This window comes from Halomonas sp. 328, assembly GCF_015645095.1.
Classification (GTDB): domain Bacteria; phylum Pseudomonadota; class Gammaproteobacteria; order Pseudomonadales; family Halomonadaceae; genus Bisbaumannia.
The window spans coordinates 116,336-135,216 of sequence record NZ_JADOTW010000004.1 but is presented as its reverse complement, the minus strand read 5'-3'; the positions used below and the strand labels follow the sequence as shown (position 1 = coordinate 135,216).

The 18,881-nt window shown below is 65.9% G+C and carries 20 protein-coding genes; 14 read left to right on the top strand and 6 right to left on the bottom strand.

The window, feature by feature from the left end:
- Nucleotide 1 precedes the first annotated feature (1 nt).
- The 3 genes from IHD13_RS03090 to IHD13_RS03080 form a co-directional block, all read right to left on the bottom strand.
- Nucleotides 2-952: an ABC transporter permease gene (locus IHD13_RS03090; RefSeq protein WP_195859574.1), complete on the bottom strand. Its 951-nt coding sequence runs from the start codon at nucleotides 950-952 to the stop codon at nucleotides 2-4.
- Nucleotides 949-1,998, bottom strand: coding sequence for an ABC transporter permease (locus IHD13_RS03085; RefSeq protein ID WP_195859573.1), 1,050 nt, complete (start codon nucleotides 1,996-1,998; stop codon nucleotides 949-951). The genes IHD13_RS03090 and IHD13_RS03085 overlap by 4 nt, the downstream gene beginning before the upstream one ends.
- Before the next feature lie 237 nt (nucleotides 1,999-2,235).
- Nucleotides 2,236-3,807, bottom strand: coding sequence for an ABC transporter substrate-binding protein (locus IHD13_RS03080; protein ID WP_195859572.1), 1,572 nt, complete (start codon nucleotides 3,805-3,807; stop codon nucleotides 2,236-2,238).
- A 133-nt stretch (nucleotides 3,808-3,940) separates the two neighbouring features.
- On the opposite strand from IHD13_RS03080, the gene IHD13_RS03075 reads away from it, so the two are divergent.
- Nucleotides 3,941-4,417: a cytochrome c gene (locus IHD13_RS03075; protein WP_195859571.1), complete on the top strand. Its 477-nt coding sequence runs from the start codon at nucleotides 3,941-3,943 to the stop codon at nucleotides 4,415-4,417.
- 12 nt (nucleotides 4,418-4,429) lie between these two features.
- On the opposite strand, the gene can is transcribed toward IHD13_RS03075, so the two are convergent.
- Nucleotides 4,430-5,077 (bottom strand): carbonate dehydratase, encoded by a 648-nt coding sequence (can, locus tag IHD13_RS03070; protein ID WP_195859570.1) that lies wholly within the window; start codon nucleotides 5,075-5,077, stop codon nucleotides 4,430-4,432.
- Between the two features lie 233 nt (nucleotides 5,078-5,310).
- Here can and gorA point away from each other — a divergent pair, with 233 nt between their 5' ends.
- From gorA to IHD13_RS03010, 12 genes are all read left to right on the top strand, one after another.
- Complete coding sequence (gene gorA / locus IHD13_RS03065) at nucleotides 5,311-6,681, top strand: glutathione-disulfide reductase (RefSeq protein ID WP_195859569.1); 1,371 nt, start codon at nucleotides 5,311-5,313, stop codon at nucleotides 6,679-6,681.
- 300 nt (nucleotides 6,682-6,981) lie between these two features.
- Entirely contained in the window at nucleotides 6,982-7,560 is a 579-nt protein-coding gene (ectA, locus tag IHD13_RS03060) for a diaminobutyrate acetyltransferase (RefSeq protein ID WP_195859568.1), read from the top strand.
- Between the two features lie 78 nt (nucleotides 7,561-7,638).
- Nucleotides 7,639-8,901, top strand: a complete 1,263-nt coding sequence (gene ectB / locus IHD13_RS03055) for a diaminobutyrate--2-oxoglutarate transaminase (RefSeq protein WP_195859567.1) — start codon at nucleotides 7,639-7,641, stop codon at nucleotides 8,899-8,901.
- A 78-nt stretch (nucleotides 8,902-8,979) separates the two neighbouring features.
- Complete coding sequence (locus tag IHD13_RS03050; protein ID WP_195859566.1) at nucleotides 8,980-9,384, top strand: ectoine synthase; 405 nt, start codon at nucleotides 8,980-8,982, stop codon at nucleotides 9,382-9,384.
- Nucleotides 9,385-9,772: 388 nt separating this feature from the next.
- On the top strand, nucleotides 9,773-10,642 hold the full coding sequence (locus IHD13_RS03045) for an ATP-dependent zinc protease family protein (protein WP_195859565.1): 870 nt from the start codon (nucleotides 9,773-9,775) through the stop codon (nucleotides 10,640-10,642).
- Between the two features lie 87 nt (nucleotides 10,643-10,729).
- Nucleotides 10,730-12,235 carry an inactive transglutaminase family protein gene (locus tag IHD13_RS03040; RefSeq protein WP_195859564.1) on the top strand — a complete coding sequence of 502 codons (1,506 nt, stop codon included), beginning with the start codon at nucleotides 10,730-10,732 and terminating at the stop codon, nucleotides 12,233-12,235.
- Between the two features lie 2 nt (nucleotides 12,236-12,237).
- Nucleotides 12,238-13,245, top strand: a complete 1,008-nt coding sequence (locus tag IHD13_RS03035; protein ID WP_195859563.1) for an alpha-L-glutamate ligase-like protein — start codon at nucleotides 12,238-12,240, stop codon at nucleotides 13,243-13,245.
- A gap of 96 nt (nucleotides 13,246-13,341) precedes the next feature.
- A complete protein-coding gene (locus tag IHD13_RS03030; RefSeq protein WP_195859562.1) occupies nucleotides 13,342-13,821 on the top strand; it encodes a Fur family transcriptional regulator in 480 nt (159 codons plus the stop codon).
- Between the two features lie 32 nt (nucleotides 13,822-13,853).
- Nucleotides 13,854-14,300: a phosphoribosyl-AMP cyclohydrolase gene (gene hisI / locus IHD13_RS03025; protein ID WP_023004909.1), complete on the top strand. Its 447-nt coding sequence runs from the start codon at nucleotides 13,854-13,856 to the stop codon at nucleotides 14,298-14,300.
- Between the two features lies 1 nt (nucleotide 14,301).
- The gene (gene yidD / locus IHD13_RS03020) at nucleotides 14,302-14,661 is read left to right on the top strand and encodes a membrane protein insertion efficiency factor YidD (protein ID WP_195859561.1); all 360 of its coding nucleotides are present in this window, start codon (nucleotides 14,302-14,304) and stop codon (nucleotides 14,659-14,661) included.
- A 149-nt stretch (nucleotides 14,662-14,810) separates the two neighbouring features.
- Nucleotides 14,811-15,392: a DJ-1/PfpI family protein gene (locus IHD13_RS03015; RefSeq protein WP_195859560.1), complete on the top strand. Its 582-nt coding sequence runs from the start codon at nucleotides 14,811-14,813 to the stop codon at nucleotides 15,390-15,392.
- Between the two features lie 67 nt (nucleotides 15,393-15,459).
- Nucleotides 15,460-15,828 (top strand): ribbon-helix-helix domain-containing protein, encoded by a 369-nt coding sequence (locus tag IHD13_RS03010; protein ID WP_195859559.1) that lies wholly within the window; start codon nucleotides 15,460-15,462, stop codon nucleotides 15,826-15,828.
- 118 nt (nucleotides 15,829-15,946) lie between these two features.
- On the opposite strand, the gene IHD13_RS03005 is transcribed toward IHD13_RS03010, so the two are convergent.
- Both IHD13_RS03005 and IHD13_RS03000 read right to left on the bottom strand, forming a co-directional pair.
- Entirely contained in the window at nucleotides 15,947-16,372 is a 426-nt protein-coding gene (locus IHD13_RS03005; protein ID WP_195859558.1) for a SufE family protein, read from the bottom strand.
- Between the two features lie 27 nt (nucleotides 16,373-16,399).
- Nucleotides 16,400-17,578 carry a tyrosine-type recombinase/integrase gene (locus tag IHD13_RS03000; RefSeq protein WP_230086113.1) on the bottom strand — a complete coding sequence of 393 codons (1,179 nt, stop codon included), beginning with the start codon at nucleotides 17,576-17,578 and terminating at the stop codon, nucleotides 16,400-16,402.
- 279 nt (nucleotides 17,579-17,857) lie between these two features.
- Between IHD13_RS03000 and IHD13_RS02995 the strand changes: the two genes are divergently transcribed.
- A complete protein-coding gene (locus IHD13_RS02995) occupies nucleotides 17,858-18,856 on the top strand; it encodes a DNA-binding protein (RefSeq protein WP_195859557.1) in 999 nt (332 codons plus the stop codon).
- Nucleotides 18,857-18,881 lie beyond the last annotated feature (25 nt).

Here is an 18,881-nt window from a genome sequence, read left to right as displayed (position 1 = left end):
CTTAGCCCTTGTAGAGACGCGGGTTCATGACGTCGCGCAGCCAGTCGCCGAGCAGGTTGATCGACAGCACCAGCACCACCAGGAAGGCGCCGGGAATCAGGGTGATCCACCAGGCCCCGGACTGCAGGTAGTCGAAGCCGGCCTTGATCAGCGAGCCCAGCGAGGGGTGGGTCTCCGGCATGCCCAGTCCCAGAAAGGATAGTGCCGCCTCGGAGATGATGGCGTTGGCGATCTGCACCGTGGAGATGACGAAGATCGGCGACAGGGTATTGGGCAGCACATGGCGGAACATGATGCGCCGCGATTTCAGGCCCATCACCTTGGCGGCGTCCACGTACTCCTTGCGCTTCTCGGCCAGTACCGAGGCGCGCACCGTGCGGGCGTACTGGGGCCACTCGGCCAGGCCGATGATCAGGATCAGCATCAGGATGGCGTAGTCGCTGTAGAAGCTGCCGCCCAGGGTGGCCTTGACCACGGCGCCCACCACGATGGCCACCATCAGGGTGGAGAAGGAGAGCTGGATATCCGCCAGGCGCATCAGCACGGCATCGACGCGCCCGCCCAGGTAGCCGGCCAGGAGGCCGAAGACCACTCCCAGCAGGGCCTGGAGCAGCACCGCACCGAAGCCGATCAGCAGCGATACCCGGGTGCCATAGAGGATGATCGACCAGAGGTCGCGTCCCTGGGCGTCGGTACCCAAGACATAGGCGGGATCGCTGCCATCGATCCAGAAGGGCGGCAGTTCCGAGGCGAGGATATCGATCTGCGCCAGGTCGTAGGGGTCGGTTGAGGCCAGCCAGGGGGCCAGCAGGGCCATGCTCACCAGGGCCAGCAGGATCGCCAGGCAGAGCTGGGCGCCCCGGTCGCGCTTGAAGCTGTAGAGCAGGAAGGAGTCACGCAGCCGCTGCCAGCGCCCCGGGGCCGCCGCCGGGGAAGAAGTCTGGGGTCTCATGCGGGCTTACCTGTCAGTTTGACGGTGGGGTTGACCAGGCCGTAGATCAGGTCGACCAGGGTGTTGGTGACCACGAAGATCACCCCGACGATCATCAGGTAGGCGACGATCAGCGGGATGTCGGCGCGATTGATGGCATCGAGGAACATCAGCCCCATGCCGGGCCACTGGAAGACCGTTTCGGTGAGGATGGTGTAGGCCACCATGGTGCCGATCTGTACCCCGCCGACGGTGATCACCGGCAGCATGGTGTTCTTCAGGGCATGAATGAAATAGATGCGTCGCACGCCGATGCCCTTGGCCCGGGCGAACTTGACATACTCCGACTGCAGCACCTCCATCATCTCGGCGCGAATCAGGCGGATGAACAGCGGCAGCATGATGGAGGCCAGCGCCACCGAGGGCAGCACCAGGTGCTTGAGTCCGTCGAGGCTGGCCAGGTTGGTCTCCCAGTGGCCGAAGACGTGCACCAGGTCATGGCCGCGCCCGAAGGAGGGCATGCCACCGCTGGTGGAGAGGGCGGCATTGAGCCAGCTACCCCAAGCGGTGCCCTGCGGGAAGAGGGTCACCGTCACGCCGATGGAGAAGACCTGGATCAGCAGGATGGCGGTGAGGAAGACCGGGATCGAGATCCCGATGATCGAGGCGCCCATGAAGAAGCGCGAGATCGGCGAGCGGGGTTTGATGGCGCTGTAGACGCCGATGGGTACCGACAGCAGCACGATCAGCAGGGTCGCACCGAAGACCAGCTCGAGGGTCGCCGGCAGATGACGGGCGATCACCTCGAGCGCCGGCTCCCGATAGAAGTAGGAGGTGCCGAAATCGCCGGTCAGGGCGTTGCCGGCGAAGCGCAGGTACTGCACATGGAAAGGGTCGTTGAGGCCGAACTGCTCGCGCAGGGCCTCGCGCTCGCTCTCCGGCACCGACTGGCCGACCATCTGCTGGATGGGATCGCCCAGGTTGTCCTGGATGGCGAAGGCGATGACGCTGATGATGAACATCACCATCAGGGCGTGCATCAGCCGCTTGGTAAGAAAGGCGATCATGGGGGGGGTAGCCTGTCTGGGTAGTCACTTAGGAAACGCTGCCCAAATGCCTGCGCGGGCAAATCGCTGCGTTGCGCGGTGCTCGAAATCCTCACCTATACCGCATAGGCTCCGGTTCCTGCGCGCCGTGCGCCTTGCGCTTCAACTCCGCTCGCCGATTTGTTCAGCGTTTCCCTAACGGGACCCCTCGCCCACGGGGGCGAGGGGCCGGCCATCGGGGGGCGATGGCGAGCGGGATCAGTCGCGCTGGATCACCAGGTCGCCGAGGTAGGGGAAGTCGGTGGCATTGACCACCGGGGCGATCTCCACGCCTTCCCGGGCACCATAGGCCAGGTTCTGCCAGTGCAGCATGATGAACCCGGCGTCCTCATGGAGCATCGCCTCGGCCTCGCGCAGCATGGCATTGCGTGCCTCCAGGTCGGTCTCGCCGTCGGCACGGGCCACCAGGGTGTCGAGCGCTTCGTTGCAGTAGCCGCCGTAGTTGTACTGGCCGGCACCGGTCTCGGCGTCGAAACAGGCGGAGAGGTACTGGAAGAAGTTGGCGCTGTCCTCGGTGTCGGAGTGCCAGCCGATCATCGCCATGTCGGAGGTGCGCTCGTCGTACTCCGGCCAGTACTGGGCCAGGGGCATGGTGCGCAGGTTAGCGTTGATATTGATGCGCGCCAGCATATTGGCCACCGCCTGGGCGATCTGGGCATCGTTCACGTAGCGGTTGTTGGGGGCGATCATGTCGATGCTGAAGCCGTCGGCGTAACCCGCTTCTTCCATCAGCGCCTGGGCGCGCTCCAGATCGTAGCGCGGGGTCAGCTCCGGGTTATGGCCGGAGTAGCCGGGGGGCGAGAATTGGGCCGCCGGGGAGGCGAAGCCGCGCATCAGGCGGTCGGCGATGCCCTCCTGGTTGATGGCGTAGGCCACCGCCTGGCGGACCCGCGGGTCGGCGAAGGCCTCGACGCGCTCTTCGTTGAGCTGGAAGCCGATGATGCGAGTGCCGGGGATCTCCACCAGGTCGATGCCCTGGGCCTGGCGCACCCGCTCCAGATCGTTGGGCGGCACCGCATCGATGAAGTCGACGCCACCGGAGAGCAGGGCGGAGACCCGGGCGGCGTTCTCGGCGATGGGGGTCAGGACGATGCGCGAGACATTGCCCTCGCTGTCGTTATCCCAGTAGTCGGCGAAGCGTTCCATTTCGACCCGCACGCCCTGGCGGCGCTCGGTGACGATGAAGGGACCGGTGCCGGAGACGTTGCGCGAGGCGAAGGAGTTGCCGGCCTTGACGATCTCTGCCTTGTCCTGGCCGTTGTCGGTGGTGCCGTTGTAGTACTCCCGGTCCATCGGGAAGATATAGGTGGCCAGGTTGAGCAGCAGCGGGTAGGGGCCGTCGGTGGTGATGTCGACGGTGTGCTCGTTCACGGCCTCGGCACCGGCGATGGGCTCGAAGATGGCCCGGTAGTCGGGGCTCTCCTTGAGGCGCTCGATGGTCCAGACCACGTCGGCGGCGGTGAAGGGATTGCCGGAGTGGAAGCTCACGCCTTCACGCAGGCGAATGCGCACGGTGGTGTCGTCGAGCTGTTCCCAGCCGGTGGCCAGGCGCGGTTCGAACTGGAAATCCTGGGTCCAGCGTACCAGGGGGTCGAAGGCCAGGTGGGAGAAGCGCAGCATACCGCCAGAGAGCTGCTCGTGAATGTCCAGGGTCTCCGGGTCGGCGGCGTAGCCGATACGCAATGTCTCGGCGGAGACGGTGGCGGGGAGGGCAGTCGCGGCCAGGGCGGCGCCGATCACCGACGCCAGCAGAGTCTTCTTGAAAGTCATGTCGTTTCCCTAACGGGTTGTTATCTATTGTGACGGCACTAACCATAGAGAGCCGGCGGTGGTCGCGACAATCGAAATAATGACTGGCATTATGCGCAGCCTGAATCACCGCCGTTCACGAGAGGAGAGACGCATGACGACACGCTGGGGAAAGGGCGGCTGGGTCGGCCTGGCGCTGCTGCTGGCCAGCTTGACCACCCAGGCCACCGAATCACCGCAGGCGCCGCGTTTCGAGACGCCCCGGGAGGCGGTGACCTGGCGACGTGACGAACTCAAGGAGATCGAACGACTGGTGCGTCAGCTGCGCTTCGACCTGATCAATAATCGCGATGCCCGCGGCGCGGCGCCACGCCTGGCGGAGCTGGCCGAGCGCGCGCGGGGCGAGCGGCTGTTGCCGGCCTTCATCGAGGGAAGTCACGGCCGCGGCAGCGACGCCCGGGTACGTATCTGGGACGAATGGGAAGCCTTCGGTGAGGGCTTCGAGGCCCTGGAGGCGCGGGTTGCCGACCTGACCGAGGCCGCCGAGGCGGAAGACTACCGCCAGGCAACCCGCGCGTTTTCGGAGCTCAGTCTCAGTTGCCGCAGCTGTCATCGCCGCTACAAGCACTGAGCCCGCCTTGTCTCAGCCGGCGGGGGTCAAGCCGTCGATACGATAGAGCGCTTCTACCTGATCGAGGCGCTCCACGGTGCAGCCCAGATCGGTGACATGGCCATCCTTGAGGCCATAGACCCAGCCGTGGATCGCCAGCGGCTGTCCGCGTTGCCAGGCATGCTGAACGATCTTGGTACGACAGAGGTTATTGACCTGGGCCTGGACATTGAGCTCGCACATGCGATCCACCTGCTCATCCAGGCTCAGGTGGTCCAGGGTCTCCCGATGCTGGGCATAGAGCTCGCGCACGGAGTGCAGCCAGATGTCCACCATGCCATTGTCACCACCGCTGACGGCGGCGCGAACGCCGCCGCAGCCATAATGCCCCACCACCATGATATGGCGCACCTGCAGCACCTCCACGGCGTATTGCAGCACCGAGAGGGCATTGAGGTCGTTGTGGTGGAGCAGGTTGGCCACGTTGCGGTGGACGAAGACTTCGCCGGGGGGCAGGTCGATGATCTGGTTGGCGGGGACTCGGCTATCTGAGCAACCGATCCATAGATAGTCGGGATTCTGCTGTTGTGCCAGGCGATCGAAGAAGCCGGGGTCCTGTTGGCGAATACCCTCGGCCCATTGGCGATTGCGCTCGACGAGTCGTTTGATCTCTTTTTTCATTCGTCAGGTCTGAGTTGAGCGGATGGCGCGCCGCGATGGGCACGATCGGGGTTGCAGTGTAACGCGCCTGGCGCCACAGAGGGGCGTCGGGTCGAAGAAATGCCAATGGACGGTTCGCTCCGACAGGGCTATCACATTGATAGTTATCGACTATCTATCCGAGGCCCTGTCAAGCCGGAGCCCCGGTGGTATCATCCCCCATCATCGACGACCCAAGGCTTCAGGAGAATTTCGTGTCCCAGTTCGATTATGACCTCTTCGTCATCGGCGCCGGTTCCGGCGGCGTGCGTGCCGCCCGTACCGCCGCGGCCACCGGCGCCCGGGTGGCCGTCGCCGAGGATCGCTACCTGGGGGGGACCTGCGTCAACGTGGGTTGCGTCCCCAAGAAACTCTACTCCTATGCGGCCCATTTTCATGATGCCTTCGAGGACAGTGCCGGCTTCGGCTGGACGTTGCCCGAGGCGCCGCGCTTCGACTGGGCGACCCTGCGCGACAACAAGATCGAAGAGATCAAGCGCCTCAACGGCATCTATGGCCGCCTGCTGGAAGGCGCCGGCGTGCGCCTGATCAACGGCCGCGCCAGGGTGCTCGATGCCCATCGCGTGGAGGTCGCCGGCGAGACCCTCAGCGCCGAGAAGATCCTGGTGGCCACCGGTGGCTGGCCCTGGGTGCCGGACTTTCCCGGCAAGGAGCACGCCCTGGACTCCAACCGGGTCTTCGACCTGGAGGCCTTCCCCCAGCGTTTCCTGGTCCTCGGCGGCGGCTATATCGCCGTGGAGTTCGCCAGTATCTTCAATGGCCTGGGCAGCGAGACCCATCTGGTCTACCGGGGCGACCTGTTCCTGCGCGGCTTCGACAACGAGGTACGCGAATTCACCCGGGACGAGATGGCCAAGAAGGGCGTCAACCTGCATTTCGAGACCAATATCGAGCGCATCGACAAGGAGGGCGAGGTCCTCAAGGTGATGCTCACCAGCGGTGAGGTGCTCGAAGTGGATGCCGTGCTGGCGGCCACCGGACGCAAGCCCAACCTGGCCGGCCTGGGCCTGGACGCGCTGGGTGTCGAGCTCAACGACGACGGGACCCTCAAGGTCAACGAGCGTTTCGAAACCTCGGTGCCTTCCGTCCTGGCCCTGGGCGATATCATCGGTGGCCCCGAGCTGACCCCGGTGGCGCTCGCCGAGGCGATGCAGATGGTCCAGGCCCACTTCGGCGAGGGTACCCCCAAGCCGCTGGAGTACGACAAGATCGCCACCGCGGTCTTCTGTCACCCCAATATCGGCACCGTTGGCCTCTCCGAGGAGGTGGCCCGGGAGCAGTGCGGCGCCATCCGCGTCTATCGCACCGACTTCCGGCCCATGAAGCACACCCTCTCCGGCAGCGAGGAGCGCTGCCTGATGAAGCTGATCGTCGATGACGAGAGCGACGTGGTGGTGGGGGCCCATATGGTGGGCGAGGAGGCCGGCGAGGTGATCCAGGGCATTGCCATCGCCGTGCGCGCCGGCCTGACCAAGGCGGCCTTCGACGCCACCGTCGGCATTCACCCCACCGGCGCCGAGGAGTTCGTCACCCTGCGCAGCGTCAGCCGTCGTTATCCCGAATAACGCATCGAATCGTCACTTCGGCGTCATCCGCCGCCGGCATCCTGAAGGCCATCCCTCGCGGGATGGCCTTCGGCGTTTTGGTTCAGCCCAGGCCCCGGCAAGCGTTGGCTCACCGCTTACGCGGCCGACGAGTGCCGAAGTGGCCCGCCGCCGATGGGCTAAACTCAGAAGGGCAACGGCGCTGCAAAGCGATCATAACCACGGATTATGGATAAACCCGACGATGATAAGGGCCGTTTTGATTTATGCATAAATCCTTGTTATCGTATTGGGCGAATTCGCCAATAGCGAACTATAACCATGAACGTATCGACGCACCCCTTCACCCCCTCCGCCGATCTGGCCCGCCCCAGCGTGGCCGATGCCGTAGTGGGCAACTCCCAGTCACCGCTGTTTATCCGCAAGCCCAACCCGGACGATGGCTGGGGCATCTACGAGCTGGTCAAGGCGTGTCCACCGCTGGACGTCAACTCCGCCTACGCCTATCTGCTGCTGGCGACTCAGTTCCGCGATACCTGCGCCGTGGCCACCAACGAGGAGGGCGAGATCGTCGGTTTCGTCTCCGGCTACGTGAAGAGCAATGCGCCCGACACCTATTTCCTCTGGCAGGTGGCGGTGGGCGAGAAGGCCCGCGGCACCGGGCTGGCCCGTCGCCTGGTCGAGGCGGTAATGCGCCGCGAGGAGCAGGCCGAGGTACGCCACCTGGAAACCACCATCACGCCGGATAACGAGGCGTCCTGGGGGCTCTTCACCCGCCTGGCCGACCGCTGGCAGGCGCCCCTCAACAGCCGTGAATACTTCTCCACCGACCAGCTCGGTGGCGAGCATGACCCGGAAAACCTGGTGCGTATCGGCCCCTTCCAGCCGGCGCATATCTAAGCTCTCGTCTTTGTGATGGCGTCGGCCACCTGACCGGCGCCGTTCCCCCTATTGTTTCTCGATTCGCTAGGAGATCCTATGCAGACCCAGATTCTCGAACGCATGGAATCGGAAGTCCGTACCTATTCGCGCTCTTTTCCGGTGGTCTTCACCAAGGCCCAGGGCGCTCGCCTGACCGCCGAAGACGGCAAGGAGTACATCGACTTCCTGGCCGGCGCCGGTACCCTCAACTACGGCCACAACAACCCCAAGATCAAGCAGGCGCTGCTCGACTACCTGGCCTCCGACGGCATCGTCCATGGCCTGGACATGTGGACCGAGGCCAAGCGCGACTACCTCGAGGCCCTCGAGGAGGTGATCCTCAAGCCGCGCGGCCTGGACTACAAGGTGCACCTGCCGGGCCCGACCGGCACCAATGCGGTGGAGGCTGCCATTCGCCTGGCGCGGGTGGCCACCGGTCGCCATAACATCATCTCCTTCACCAACGGCTTCCATGGCGTGACCATGGGCGCCCTGGCCACCACCGGCAATCGCAAGTTCCGCGAGGCCACCGGCGGCATTCCGACCCAGGGCGCCGCCTTCCTGCCCTTCGACGGTTACCTGGGCGAGGCGGTGGATACCCTCGACTACTTCGAGAAGCTGCTGGGCGACAACTCCAGTGGCCTGGACCTGCCCGCCGCGGTGATCATCGAGACGGTGCAGGGGGAGGGCGGTATCAACCCCGCCGGCCTCGACTGGCTCAAGCGCCTGGAGCAGATCTGCCGCGACCACAAGATCCTGCTGATCGTCGACGATATTCAGGCCGGCTGCGGCCGCACCGGCAAGTTCTTCAGCTTCGAGCACGCCGGCATCACTCCGGATATCGTGACCAACTCCAAGTCGCTGTCCGGCTATGGGCTGCCGTTCGCCCATGTGCTGATGCGTCCCGAGCTCGACAAGTGGAAGCCGGGCCAGTACAACGGCACCTTCCGGGGCTTCTCCCTGGCGATGGTCACCGCCGCCGCCGCGCTGCGCACCTACTGGAGCGACGACACCCTCGAGCGTGACGTCCAGCGCAAGGGGCGCATCGTCGCCGAGCGCTTCCAGCAACTGGCCGACTACCTGGGCGAGAAGGGCATCGCGGCCTCCGAGCGCGGTCGCGGCCTGATGCGCGCCCTGGACGTGGGCAGCGGCGAGCGCGCCGACAAGATCACCGCCGAGGCCTTCCAGCGCGGCCTGGTGATCGAGACCAGTGGCCACGACGGTCAGGCGGTGAAGTGTCTGTGCCCGTTGACCATCAGCGATGAGGACCTGCTCGAGGCCCTCGAGATCATCGAGGCCAGCGTCAAGGCGGTCTTCTGAGCGGCGTTAACAGGCCCCTGATATTATCCGGGCGCCCAGCAAGGGCGCCCGTCACTGTTTCAGCATGAGGATGACCCCATGATCGTGCGCAATCTTGAAGAAGCCCGTCAAACCGACCGCCTGGTCAAGGCCGAGAACGGCAACTGGGACAGCACCCGCCTGAGCCTGGCCGAGGATGGCGGCAACTGCTCCTTCCATATCACTCGCATCTACGAAGGCACCGAGACCCATATCCACTACAAGCACCACTTCGAGGCGGTCTACTGCATCGAAGGGGAAGGCGAGGTGGAGACCCTGGCCGACGGCAAGATCTGGCCGATCAAGCCGGGCGACATCTATATCCTCGACCAGCACGACGAGCACCTGCTGCGTGCCTCCAAGACCATGCACCTGGCCTGCGTCTTCACCCCGGGCCTGACCGGCAAGGAAGTGCATCGCGAGGATGGCTCCTATGCACCGGCCGACGATAGCCAGCCGCTCTGAGGTCGCGCCAGACCTTGGCTAGTGATGCGCCCCCGGCAGCTCTGCCGGGGGCGTATTGCGTCCAGCCCAGCAAACGCCCAGATGCCATCGGCTTGATGTCTGGCCCCTCATGACATGACCAGCAGTTCGCATAATGTATATTATGTTAAATCGAATGTCCTTGGCGGTCTCGTGCGAGGCCATCGCTAACCGGCATTCACCCGGCGCATTGACAGGCTTCGTCGCTCTGTCATGATGTGGTCGCCGTTTCGGAGACGTCGACATCCCCGTGATTCCACGAGCGTTCTCCCCGCGCAGGCATGGACAGCCGCGCCCGGCGCTTCGTATTATCCGCATCCATCGCAGCCCCAACGAAACGGTAGACCCGCATAGGACACACTTCCGACCCATGTTCTCTTTGCCGCGATTTCGACGCCCGTCTCTCTCCTCGTCGACCCGCCTGGGCCTGGCCGGGGTTGGCCTAGCCCTGATCGGTGGCTGTGCTCAGCAGCCGACCCCCGAGCCCGGGCCGCCTCCCGTCAGCGCCGAGGCCTTCGAGACCCGTATCGCTTCCCTGGAATCACGACTGATGGAGCGCTGCGAGACACGCCTCGACTGGGAGGATCGCCAGGCGCGACTGGGGCGCTACCTGCTGGCCGACATTCGCGTGCTGGGGGATCGCCTGCACGGGATGCAGGAGGCCCTGGACCGGCGCGCCGAGGAACCGACCCTGGTGGCCAGCCAGTGCGAAGGCATCGACAGCTCGCAACTGGAAGGCAAGCAGGTGCTGGGGCGTTCCGAGTGGATCGGCCTGCCGGAGGTCGGCACCTACCTCAAGGCGCGGGTGGACTCCGGTGCCAACACCTCATCCCTCTCCGCCCGGGAGATCACCCCCTTCGAGCGGGATGGCCAGAACTGGGTGCGCTTCAAGCTGGGCCTCACCGAGGATGACGTGGTGGTCGATGGCATCCGCAATGCCTGGATCGAGGCCCCGGTGGAGCGGCGGGTGCGCATCCTGCAGGCCGCCGGCAGCGAATCACGCCCGGTGGTCAGCCTGGTGATGACCCTGGGGCCGATTCGTCAGCCGGTCGAGTTCACCCTCAATGATCGCAGCCACCTCAATTACCCGGTGTTGCTGGGGCGCCGCTTCATGATGGATATTGCGGTGATCGACGTGGCCGAGACCTACCTTCACCAGCGGCCGGAATTCCCCGGAGGACGCCCCGCCGATGAGGCCGCCGTCGATGAAGCCCTCGACCGGGACGATAGCGATCCCTAGGCGGCCCGCCTAGCCAAGTGCCCCACCCTGACGCCTGCCGCGTGATTCAGCCGGCCAATGCCGCCCGGGATATACAAGGAAGCTCCTATGTCGCGACTGCCCTTCTACCTGCTGGTGAGCCTGCTGATGCTCGCCGGCATCGGCCTCAGCCTGCACCGTCACCTGCAGTTCGATGTGCCCTGGTTTCCTGGTGAGCAGCGCCAGGTGTGGGAGATCGAAGCCCAGATCAACCTCACCGCCCGCGGCGAGCCGGTGATCGTCGACATGGCCCTGCCGGATCATCAGCAGGGCTATCGTCTGCTCACCGAACATACCGCCTCCTCCGGCTACGGTCTGGCATTTCGCGAAGAGCAGGGAGGTCGCCGAGCCCAGTGGACCATCCGCGAGGCCAATGGTCCCCAGCAGCTCTACTACACCGTGCAGATGCTGACGGCCCCCGACGCCCGCGGCCCCGTCCAGGTGCCCCCCGCCCTGCCCCGCCAAATCCTCTGGGAGCGCCCCTTCGACACCGCGGCCCGTCAGGTGATCGACCGAGCCTGGGCACGCAGCGCCTCGCCCCACACCTTCGCCCGGGAGCTGATCCGCGACATGTCCGGTGAGCGCCAGGGAGAGAACGCGCGCCTGCTGCTCACCCAGTTCGAGCGCGCCCCGCTGCTGGTTCGCCTGCTCAATGAAGCGGGAATCGCCGCCCGGGAAGTCAGCGGGCTGCACCTGGAGGATGGGCGCCGCCGTCAGAGCCTCTCGTCGTGGATCCAGGTCTTCGACGGCGATCAATGGGCGATCTTCCACCCGGAGACCGGGGAGCAGGGCCGCCCCGACGACCTGCTGCTCTGGGAAACCGCCGGCCAGGCCGTGCTGGAGGTGCAGGGGGGCAGCAACTCCCGGGTCAGCTTCTCGATGCTGACGCACAACCAGCCGGCGGCCTCGGCGGTGCGTAACCAGCTGGCCGATGACACCCTGCTCAACTTCTCGATCCATAGCCTCCCCCTGGAGGAGCAGGCGCTCTTCCAGACCATCCTGCTGATCCCCATCGGTGCCCTGGTGGTGGTGTTCCTGCGTATCCTGGTGGGCATCAAGACCTCCGGCACCTTCATGCCGGTGCTGATCGCCCTGGCCTTTATCCAGACCAGCCTGCTCACCGGCCTGATCGGCTTCCTGCTGGTGGTGGCCGTGGGCCTGGTCATCCGTAGCTACCTCTCTCACCTCAATCTGCTATTGGTGGCGCGAGTCTCGGCGGTGATCATCACGGTCATCGCCATCATCTCCATCTTCTCGGTGCTCTCCTATCGCTTCGGCCTCAATGCCGGCCTGACCATCACCTTCTTCCCGATGATCATCCTCTCCTGGACCATCGAGCGGATGTCGATCCTCTGGGAGGAGGAAGGCCCCAAGGAGGTGCTGATCCAGGGGGGCGGCAGCCTGCTCACCGCGGTGCTCGCCTACCTGGCCATGAACAACCCCTGGATTCGCCATATCACCTTCAACTTCCTGGGACTGCAGTTGGTGATGATGTCGCTGATCCTGCTGGCGGGTAACTACACCGGCTATCGGCTGCTGGAGCTGCGCCGCTTCAAGCCGGCGGCGGAGGATTGAGGATGTCTTCCGAGAGCCTGCTCGACTGGGCCCTGGCCTGGACCCGCCCCGGGCGCCTCAGGGCCAAGGGCATCATCGGCATGAATCGGCGCAATATCCGCTATATCGGCCGCTATAACGATCGCCGCCTCTATCCGCTGGTGGATGACAAGCTGCAGACCAAGCTCCTGGCGGAGCGTCACGGCATCACCACCCCGGCGCTGATCGGCACCGTCACCACCCAGTTCGGTGTCAAGCGGGTGGCGGAGCTGGTGGCGGGGAGCGCCGGTTTCGTGATCAAGCCCGCCAAGGGCAGCGGCGGCAAGGGGATCCTGGTCATCGAGGGGCGTGCCGGCGAGGCCTACGTCAAGCCCAGTGGCGCCCTCCTGGGGCGCGAGGACCTGGAGCGTCACGTCTCCAATATCCTCTCCGGCCTCTACTCCCTGGGCGGCTCACCCGACGTGGCGGTGATCGAGGACCTGATCCATTTCGAAGAGTCGCTCACCGAGTACACCTACGAGGGGGTGCCGGATATCCGCGTGATCGTCTTCCGTGGCTACCCGGTGATGGCGATGATGCGCCTCTCCACCGCCGCCTCGGACGGCAAGGCCAACCTTCACCAGGGCGCCGTGGGGGTGGGGCTGGATATCGCCACCGGGACGGCGCTGCGCGGGGTCCAGTTCGATCGCCCGCGGGCCAGCCATCCGGATACCGGGCACGAGTTGGCCAGCCTGCGTATCCCCGAGTGGGATACCCTGCTGACCCTGGCCGCCAGCTGTTATGAGATGACCGGTCTCGGTTACCTGGGCACCGACATGGTCCTCGACCGACGCCACGGCCCCATGCTGCTGGAGCTCAATGCCCGGCCCGGATTGGCCATTCAGATGGCCAACGGCGAGGGGCTGCGCAGGCGCCTCGACCTGATCGAGCGACAGCCGGCCGGGGCCTCGGTCAGCGAGCGGGTGGCCTTAGCTCGACAGCACTTCGCACGCCGCTCCGAGCTGCCGGAACCCGGCGCGGTGCCGGCCTAACCCCGCACCATCACCGAGGGCCTCCCGGTGTCCGGGCTGCCGGCTTGCCCTCGGCTCTGGTAGACTGACCCCTGGTATCGACAGGACAGTGTATTCATGCCTCAATCCCGACAACTGCTCGAGCGGGCCGAGCGCCAGTGCCAGGCCAGAGGCGTGCGCTTCACGCCCATCCGCCGCCGCGTACTGGCCCTGGTCGCCGACTCCCCCGGGGGGCTCAAGGCCTACGACCTGCTGGACCGACTGGCCCTGGAGCACGCGGCGGCACGGCCGCCCACCGTTTACCGGGCCCTCGATTTCCTGATCGAGCAGGGCCTGGTGCACCGGATCGAGTCGTTGAATGCCTATGTGGCCTGCCCCTGCCCGGAGCATGCCCACGGTTTCCAGCTGTTGATCTGTCGTCACTGCGGCCGTGTCGAGGAGCTTCACCTGGATGATGTGGATGCCCAGTTGGCCGGGCGTGCCCGGGAGCTGGGCTTTCGCGTCGAGCGGCAGACCATCGAGCTGCTGGGCAGTTGCGACGACTGCCGCCACACCAGCAGCGAGGAGGCATCACCCGCGGCGGCGACCCAGGCCTAGGCCCCCCCCCCCATTCTGATCATGAGACACCCATGAGCGAGCTATTCAAGGCGCTGGAGCGCGCCCCCCTGGACACCACCGAGTCGACCGCCCGGCTGCTGGATACGGTCGCCTGGAACGAGGCCGGACTGATTCCCGCCATCGCCCAGCAGCACGATAGCGGCGAAGTGCTGATGATGGCCTGGATGAACCGCGAGGCCCTGGAAGAGACCCTGCACAGTGGCCGGGTCTGCTACTGGTCTCGCTCCCGGGGCAAGCTGTGGCGCAAGGGCGAGAGCTCCGGCCAGCAGCAGCTGCTCAAGAGTGCCGCCCTGGATTGCGACGGCGATACCGTGCTGCTGCAAGTCGACCAGACCGGCCCTGCCTGTCACACCGGGCGCCGCCACTGTTTCTATGTCGCCCTGGATGCCGACCAGGCACGCATCAGCAGCGAACCGCTGATCGACCCGGAGACCCTCTACGGCAAGGGCAAGGCCTAGCATGCGTTGCCTGGCCGGCTGGCTCGCCGCGCTCTGGCGCGGCCTGGTTGCCTCGCTGAGCCGCCTGCTGGCTGCCTTGATGATCGGCCTGGTGCGTCTCTATCAGTGGGGTATCAGCCCCCTGCTGGGCCCCCGCTGCCGCTACTGGCCGACCTGTTCCCACTACACGGTGGAAGCCCTCCAGGTGCATGGCCCCCTCAAGGGCGGCTGGCTCGCCCTGCGGCGCATCCTGCGCTGCCACCCCGCTGCCGAAGGCGGCATCGACCCGGTGCCCGGCGGACCCAGCGAGGCCCTGTGCCGGGAAGACCCCGAGCTCGACGAGCAGTTCCGCCCCCGCGATAACGGCTGTCACCACCGCTAAGCCCCGCCTTGCCCTCGGTTCTGGTGCATCCCTGGCGTTTCCTGGTGTAGTAGCCCGCTACCACCTCCTGCGATTCCCGCCGTGCCAGAATGATTCCCTCCGCCCATGGCGGAGACGCCAATCACAAGATCCCGAGGAGGAGTGACGCCATGCCTGTCAAACGACTGCTGCTGCTGTGCGGGGATTTCGTCGAAGACTACGAGATCATGGTTCCTTTCCAGGCCCTGCAGGCGGTGGGCTACCGCGTCGATGCGGTCTGCCCCGACAAGGTCGCCGGCGATACCGTGGCCACCGCCATCCATGACTTCGAGGGCGACCAGACCTATACCGAAAAGCCCGGCCACCGCTTTGCCCTCAATGCGGACTTCGCCGGCGTGGACGCAAAGGCCTATGATGGCCTGGTGATCCCCGGGGGTCGCGCCCCGGAGTACCTGCGTCTTGACGATGAGGTCATCGCCCTGGTGCGCCACTTCTTCGACGCCGACAAGCCGGTGGCGGCGATCTGTCACGGCGCCCAGTTGCTGGCCGCCGCCAGGGTACTGGAGGGGCGCCGCTGCGCGGCCTACCCCGCCTGTCGCCCGGAGGTGGAGCTCGCCGGCGGCCACTATGCCGATATCGCCGTGGATGCCGCCATCACCGACGGTCGCCTGGTCACCGCCCCGGCCTGGCCGGCGCATCCCGCCTGGCTGGCGCAGTTTATGGCCGTGCTGGGGGCGCGGTTAGCGGTTTAGACTCCCGATAAGCGCTGACTGGGAGTACCCTGGTGCTCCCGGTCACTTAGCATGGGAGGTGAAGATCATGTGCCGACTCTTTATCGGTGCCGAGCCGAGCCTGTGGGAGGCGCAGACCCGCTCGCTGCGCCTGGACGGGGTCTCCACCAGCGTGCGTCTGGAGCGTTTCTACTGGGAGGTGCTGGAGGAGGTCGCCCGCCGCGATGGCCATAGCCTGACCCAGTTGATCGGTCGACTCTCGCGGGAGTGCGACGAAGCCGGCCATGATCAGGGCGGCTTCGCCTCCTTTCTGCGCGTCTGCTGCGGTCGCTACCTGGCGCTGCGCCTGGCCGGCGAGATACCCGCCGAAGGCACCATCGCCAGCCTGGACGCCGAGGCGATCCTCGCCCGGGAACGGCGTCGCAGGGGAGCCGAGCGGCAATCCTTCGAGGCATAGCCGGTTTCGTCGCCCACTTGCCTTGCCGAATGCCTTGCCAAAATGATTATCCCGCCTAAAAAACGATTATTTTTAAAGCCTGGCTTATAAAAATTATTATTTCGAGCGAAATTGGCACTTAGGTGGCGGCCCGCTCGGCGACCTCGTAGATGCGCTTGAGCATGGCGTGAAGGCCGTTGCTGCGGGTCGGTGACAGGTGCTTGTCGAGACCCAGGGCGACGAGGAACTCGGGCTGGGTGTCGCGGATCTCCGCCGGCGGGCGGTCGCTGTAGATACGCAGCAACACGGCGATCAGCCCCGAGACGATGGCGGCATCCGAGATGGCATCGAAGTGCAGGCGCCCTTCTTCCAGCCGGTGGCGCATCCACACATTGGACTGGCAGCCCTGGATCTTGTGCTCGTCGCATTTCCACTCGTCGGGGAAGTCCGGCAGCTGCTTGCCCAGGTCGATGATGTACTGGTAGCGATCCATCCAGTTATCGAACAGTTCGAACTCTTCCAGCAGCTCCTGCTGCGCCTGTTCGGCGGTGGTGTCGATGCTCATGGAAACTCCTCGCTGATAATGGCCCCATTATACAGGCTCCCTCCCCGGCTCGTCCGCCCTGCCGCTTTCCTCGTTCTCCCTGCCCTGGATCTCTGTTGCCGGATCCAGGCCATGGCGCGCCTGCTGGCGATGCCACTCCTCCGCCTCGGCGTGCAGGTAGCGGGCGGTGGTATCGAGGCGGGCATGACGCGCCGTGGCCGCCAGGTAGCGCAGCTCGACCCCCGCCTGGGCCTGGTGGGTCAAGGCGGTGTGGCGCAGCCAGTGGGGGGTGGCGCGACGCAACTGGTGGGCCCCGAGGCCGTCGCCCTCCTCTTCCAGGGCCGCGGCGCCCGCCGCGAAGGCCTCGCGGATCAGCCGATAGAGGCGGTTATCGCCCAATCCCCGCTGCCCATCCAGGCTTCGCAACAGCGGCCCGTCCTCCTCCGGCAGGGGCTCGCGGGCAAGCCCCAACTCGGTTCGCCAGTCGCCCAGCAGGGCCAGCATGTCGGGCGGCACCGGAATCACCGCCCGCTTGCTCCCCTTGCCGATCACCTCCCACCACCAGCGCCCCTCCCGACGCCGGAAGTCGCCCATGCGAGCGGCACTGATCTCGGCGATCCGCGGGGCCAGCAGGTAGGCGAAGCCGAAGACCAGGCGCCGGCGCTGCCATTCGAAGCGCTGCCGTGGCGTGGCGGACTCCGCCGGTGGGCGATTGAGCCACGCCCAGAACCAGGCCCAGAGGGGGCGCTCCAGGTAGCGCTCGATGCTGGTCTGTCGATTATCCAGGCGGCGACGCTTGTCGCGCATCAACCGAAAGGGGTTATGGGCGACCCAACCCGCCTCTGCCAGCCAAGCGAAGAGCCCCTGTAGGATCACCAGGCTCTGGCGGCGGCTGGCCGGTGACAAGGGGCCGCGAAAGGGACGCCATTCGGATGAGCGACGAGAACGCGGTGGCCCGATCCACGCCTCCCGGGGCCGCGGGTCGGCGAGAAAGGCCTCGAAGGCGTCGAGATGCTCCCGGCGAACCTGACCGAGACGCAGTTCCTGCCGATCGAGCCACAGCAACAGCCGCTCCGCCTCGCGGCGATAGGCCCGCCAGGTCTGGGGGCTGGCGCGGTATTCGCTCAGCCACAGGCTCACCGCCTCGATGTCACTGCCGGCATCGATATGAATACCAGCCGGGATGCCCTGCGGCGCCCCCGAAAGCACCTCGCCGCCCTGCGCCAGGGACGCCAGTGTCAGCAGCGGCTTCCCCGCCCCGCTCCTCTTCTCCTCGCCTTCCACGCGATACGGCTCCCTGATGATGCCTTGATGCCAGGCGGCTGAGTATCGCTAACCGAGGCCTAAAAAATCAAGATAAGCCGCGTAATCTTAATTTTCTTGCGAGAAAAATAAATAAAATTACGTAATGCGTAATATGTAATAAGGCTTCCCAAGCCCCTCCCGAGGCGCTAAGCTGCGCCCATCACGCCCCAGGGGGCGGCAAGCATCGACAGGAGAGACGGGATGGCACGAAGCGGCGTGCAGTACGAGGATGTGCAGCGGGCCATCGATACCCTGCTGCAACGCCAGGAGGCCCCCAGTGTGCAGAAGGTCCGCGAGGTGCTGGGCACCGGCAGCTTTACCACCATCAGCGACCATCTACGGGAGTGGCGTGCCCGTCGCGAAGCCAACCGCGACCTGCCGCCGAGCCAGGCCCTGCCCGAGGCGCTGCAGAACGCCATGAGCGAGCTCTGGGCCGTCGCCCAGGAGAGCGCCAATCAGGCCCTGAGCCACTATCGCGAGGAAGCGGATCGGCGTGTGGCCGAGGCTCAGGAGATGGCCGCCCAGGCGCGCCGCGAGGCGGAAGATGCCGCCCAGCGGGAGTCAGCCCTGGCCGGGCAGCTCCAGCAAGCCCAGGCTCGTCTGGAGGAGCTGGGCGCCCTGGCCTCGCGACGCGAGAGCGAGCGGGACCAGGCCCGAGAGGCCGAGCGGCGGCTAGGCAAGGAGCGGGAGGAGTGGAAGACGGAGGTGACCCGCCTACGCGGGGAACTCGAGACCCGGGAGGCCAGCCACCAGCAGGCCCTCACCGAACAGGCCGAGAGGCACCGCCAACGACTGGCCCAGGAGGAGCAACGCCACGAAGCCGCCGAGTCACGACTGATGGCCCAACTCGACGAGGCGCGGCAGCAGCGTCAGGCGGAAGACAGGCAGCATCGGGAGCGGCAGCAGCGCCTGGAGGCGCGCCTGAGCCGCCTGGACAGCCAACTGGAGGAGCAGCGACGGCTCGCCGCCGAGGCGGAAAAGGCCCGCCTGGAAGCCCGGCAGCAGGCCGACGAGTCCGAACGCCAGCGGCAGGCCGAAGCCGAGGCCAGGCGTGCCGGCGAGGAGCGCCTCGAGGCCCTGCTGGAGGCTCGCCAGAGCGAGAGCGCGGCCCTCAAGGGGCAACTGGAGGTCCTGCAGGGCCAGCTGGCGACCCTGGAGGCTCGGCTCGCCGAGCGTCCCCTGCCGCCCTTTATCTGCTAACGCCGTCTCGACCAGATACAAGAAG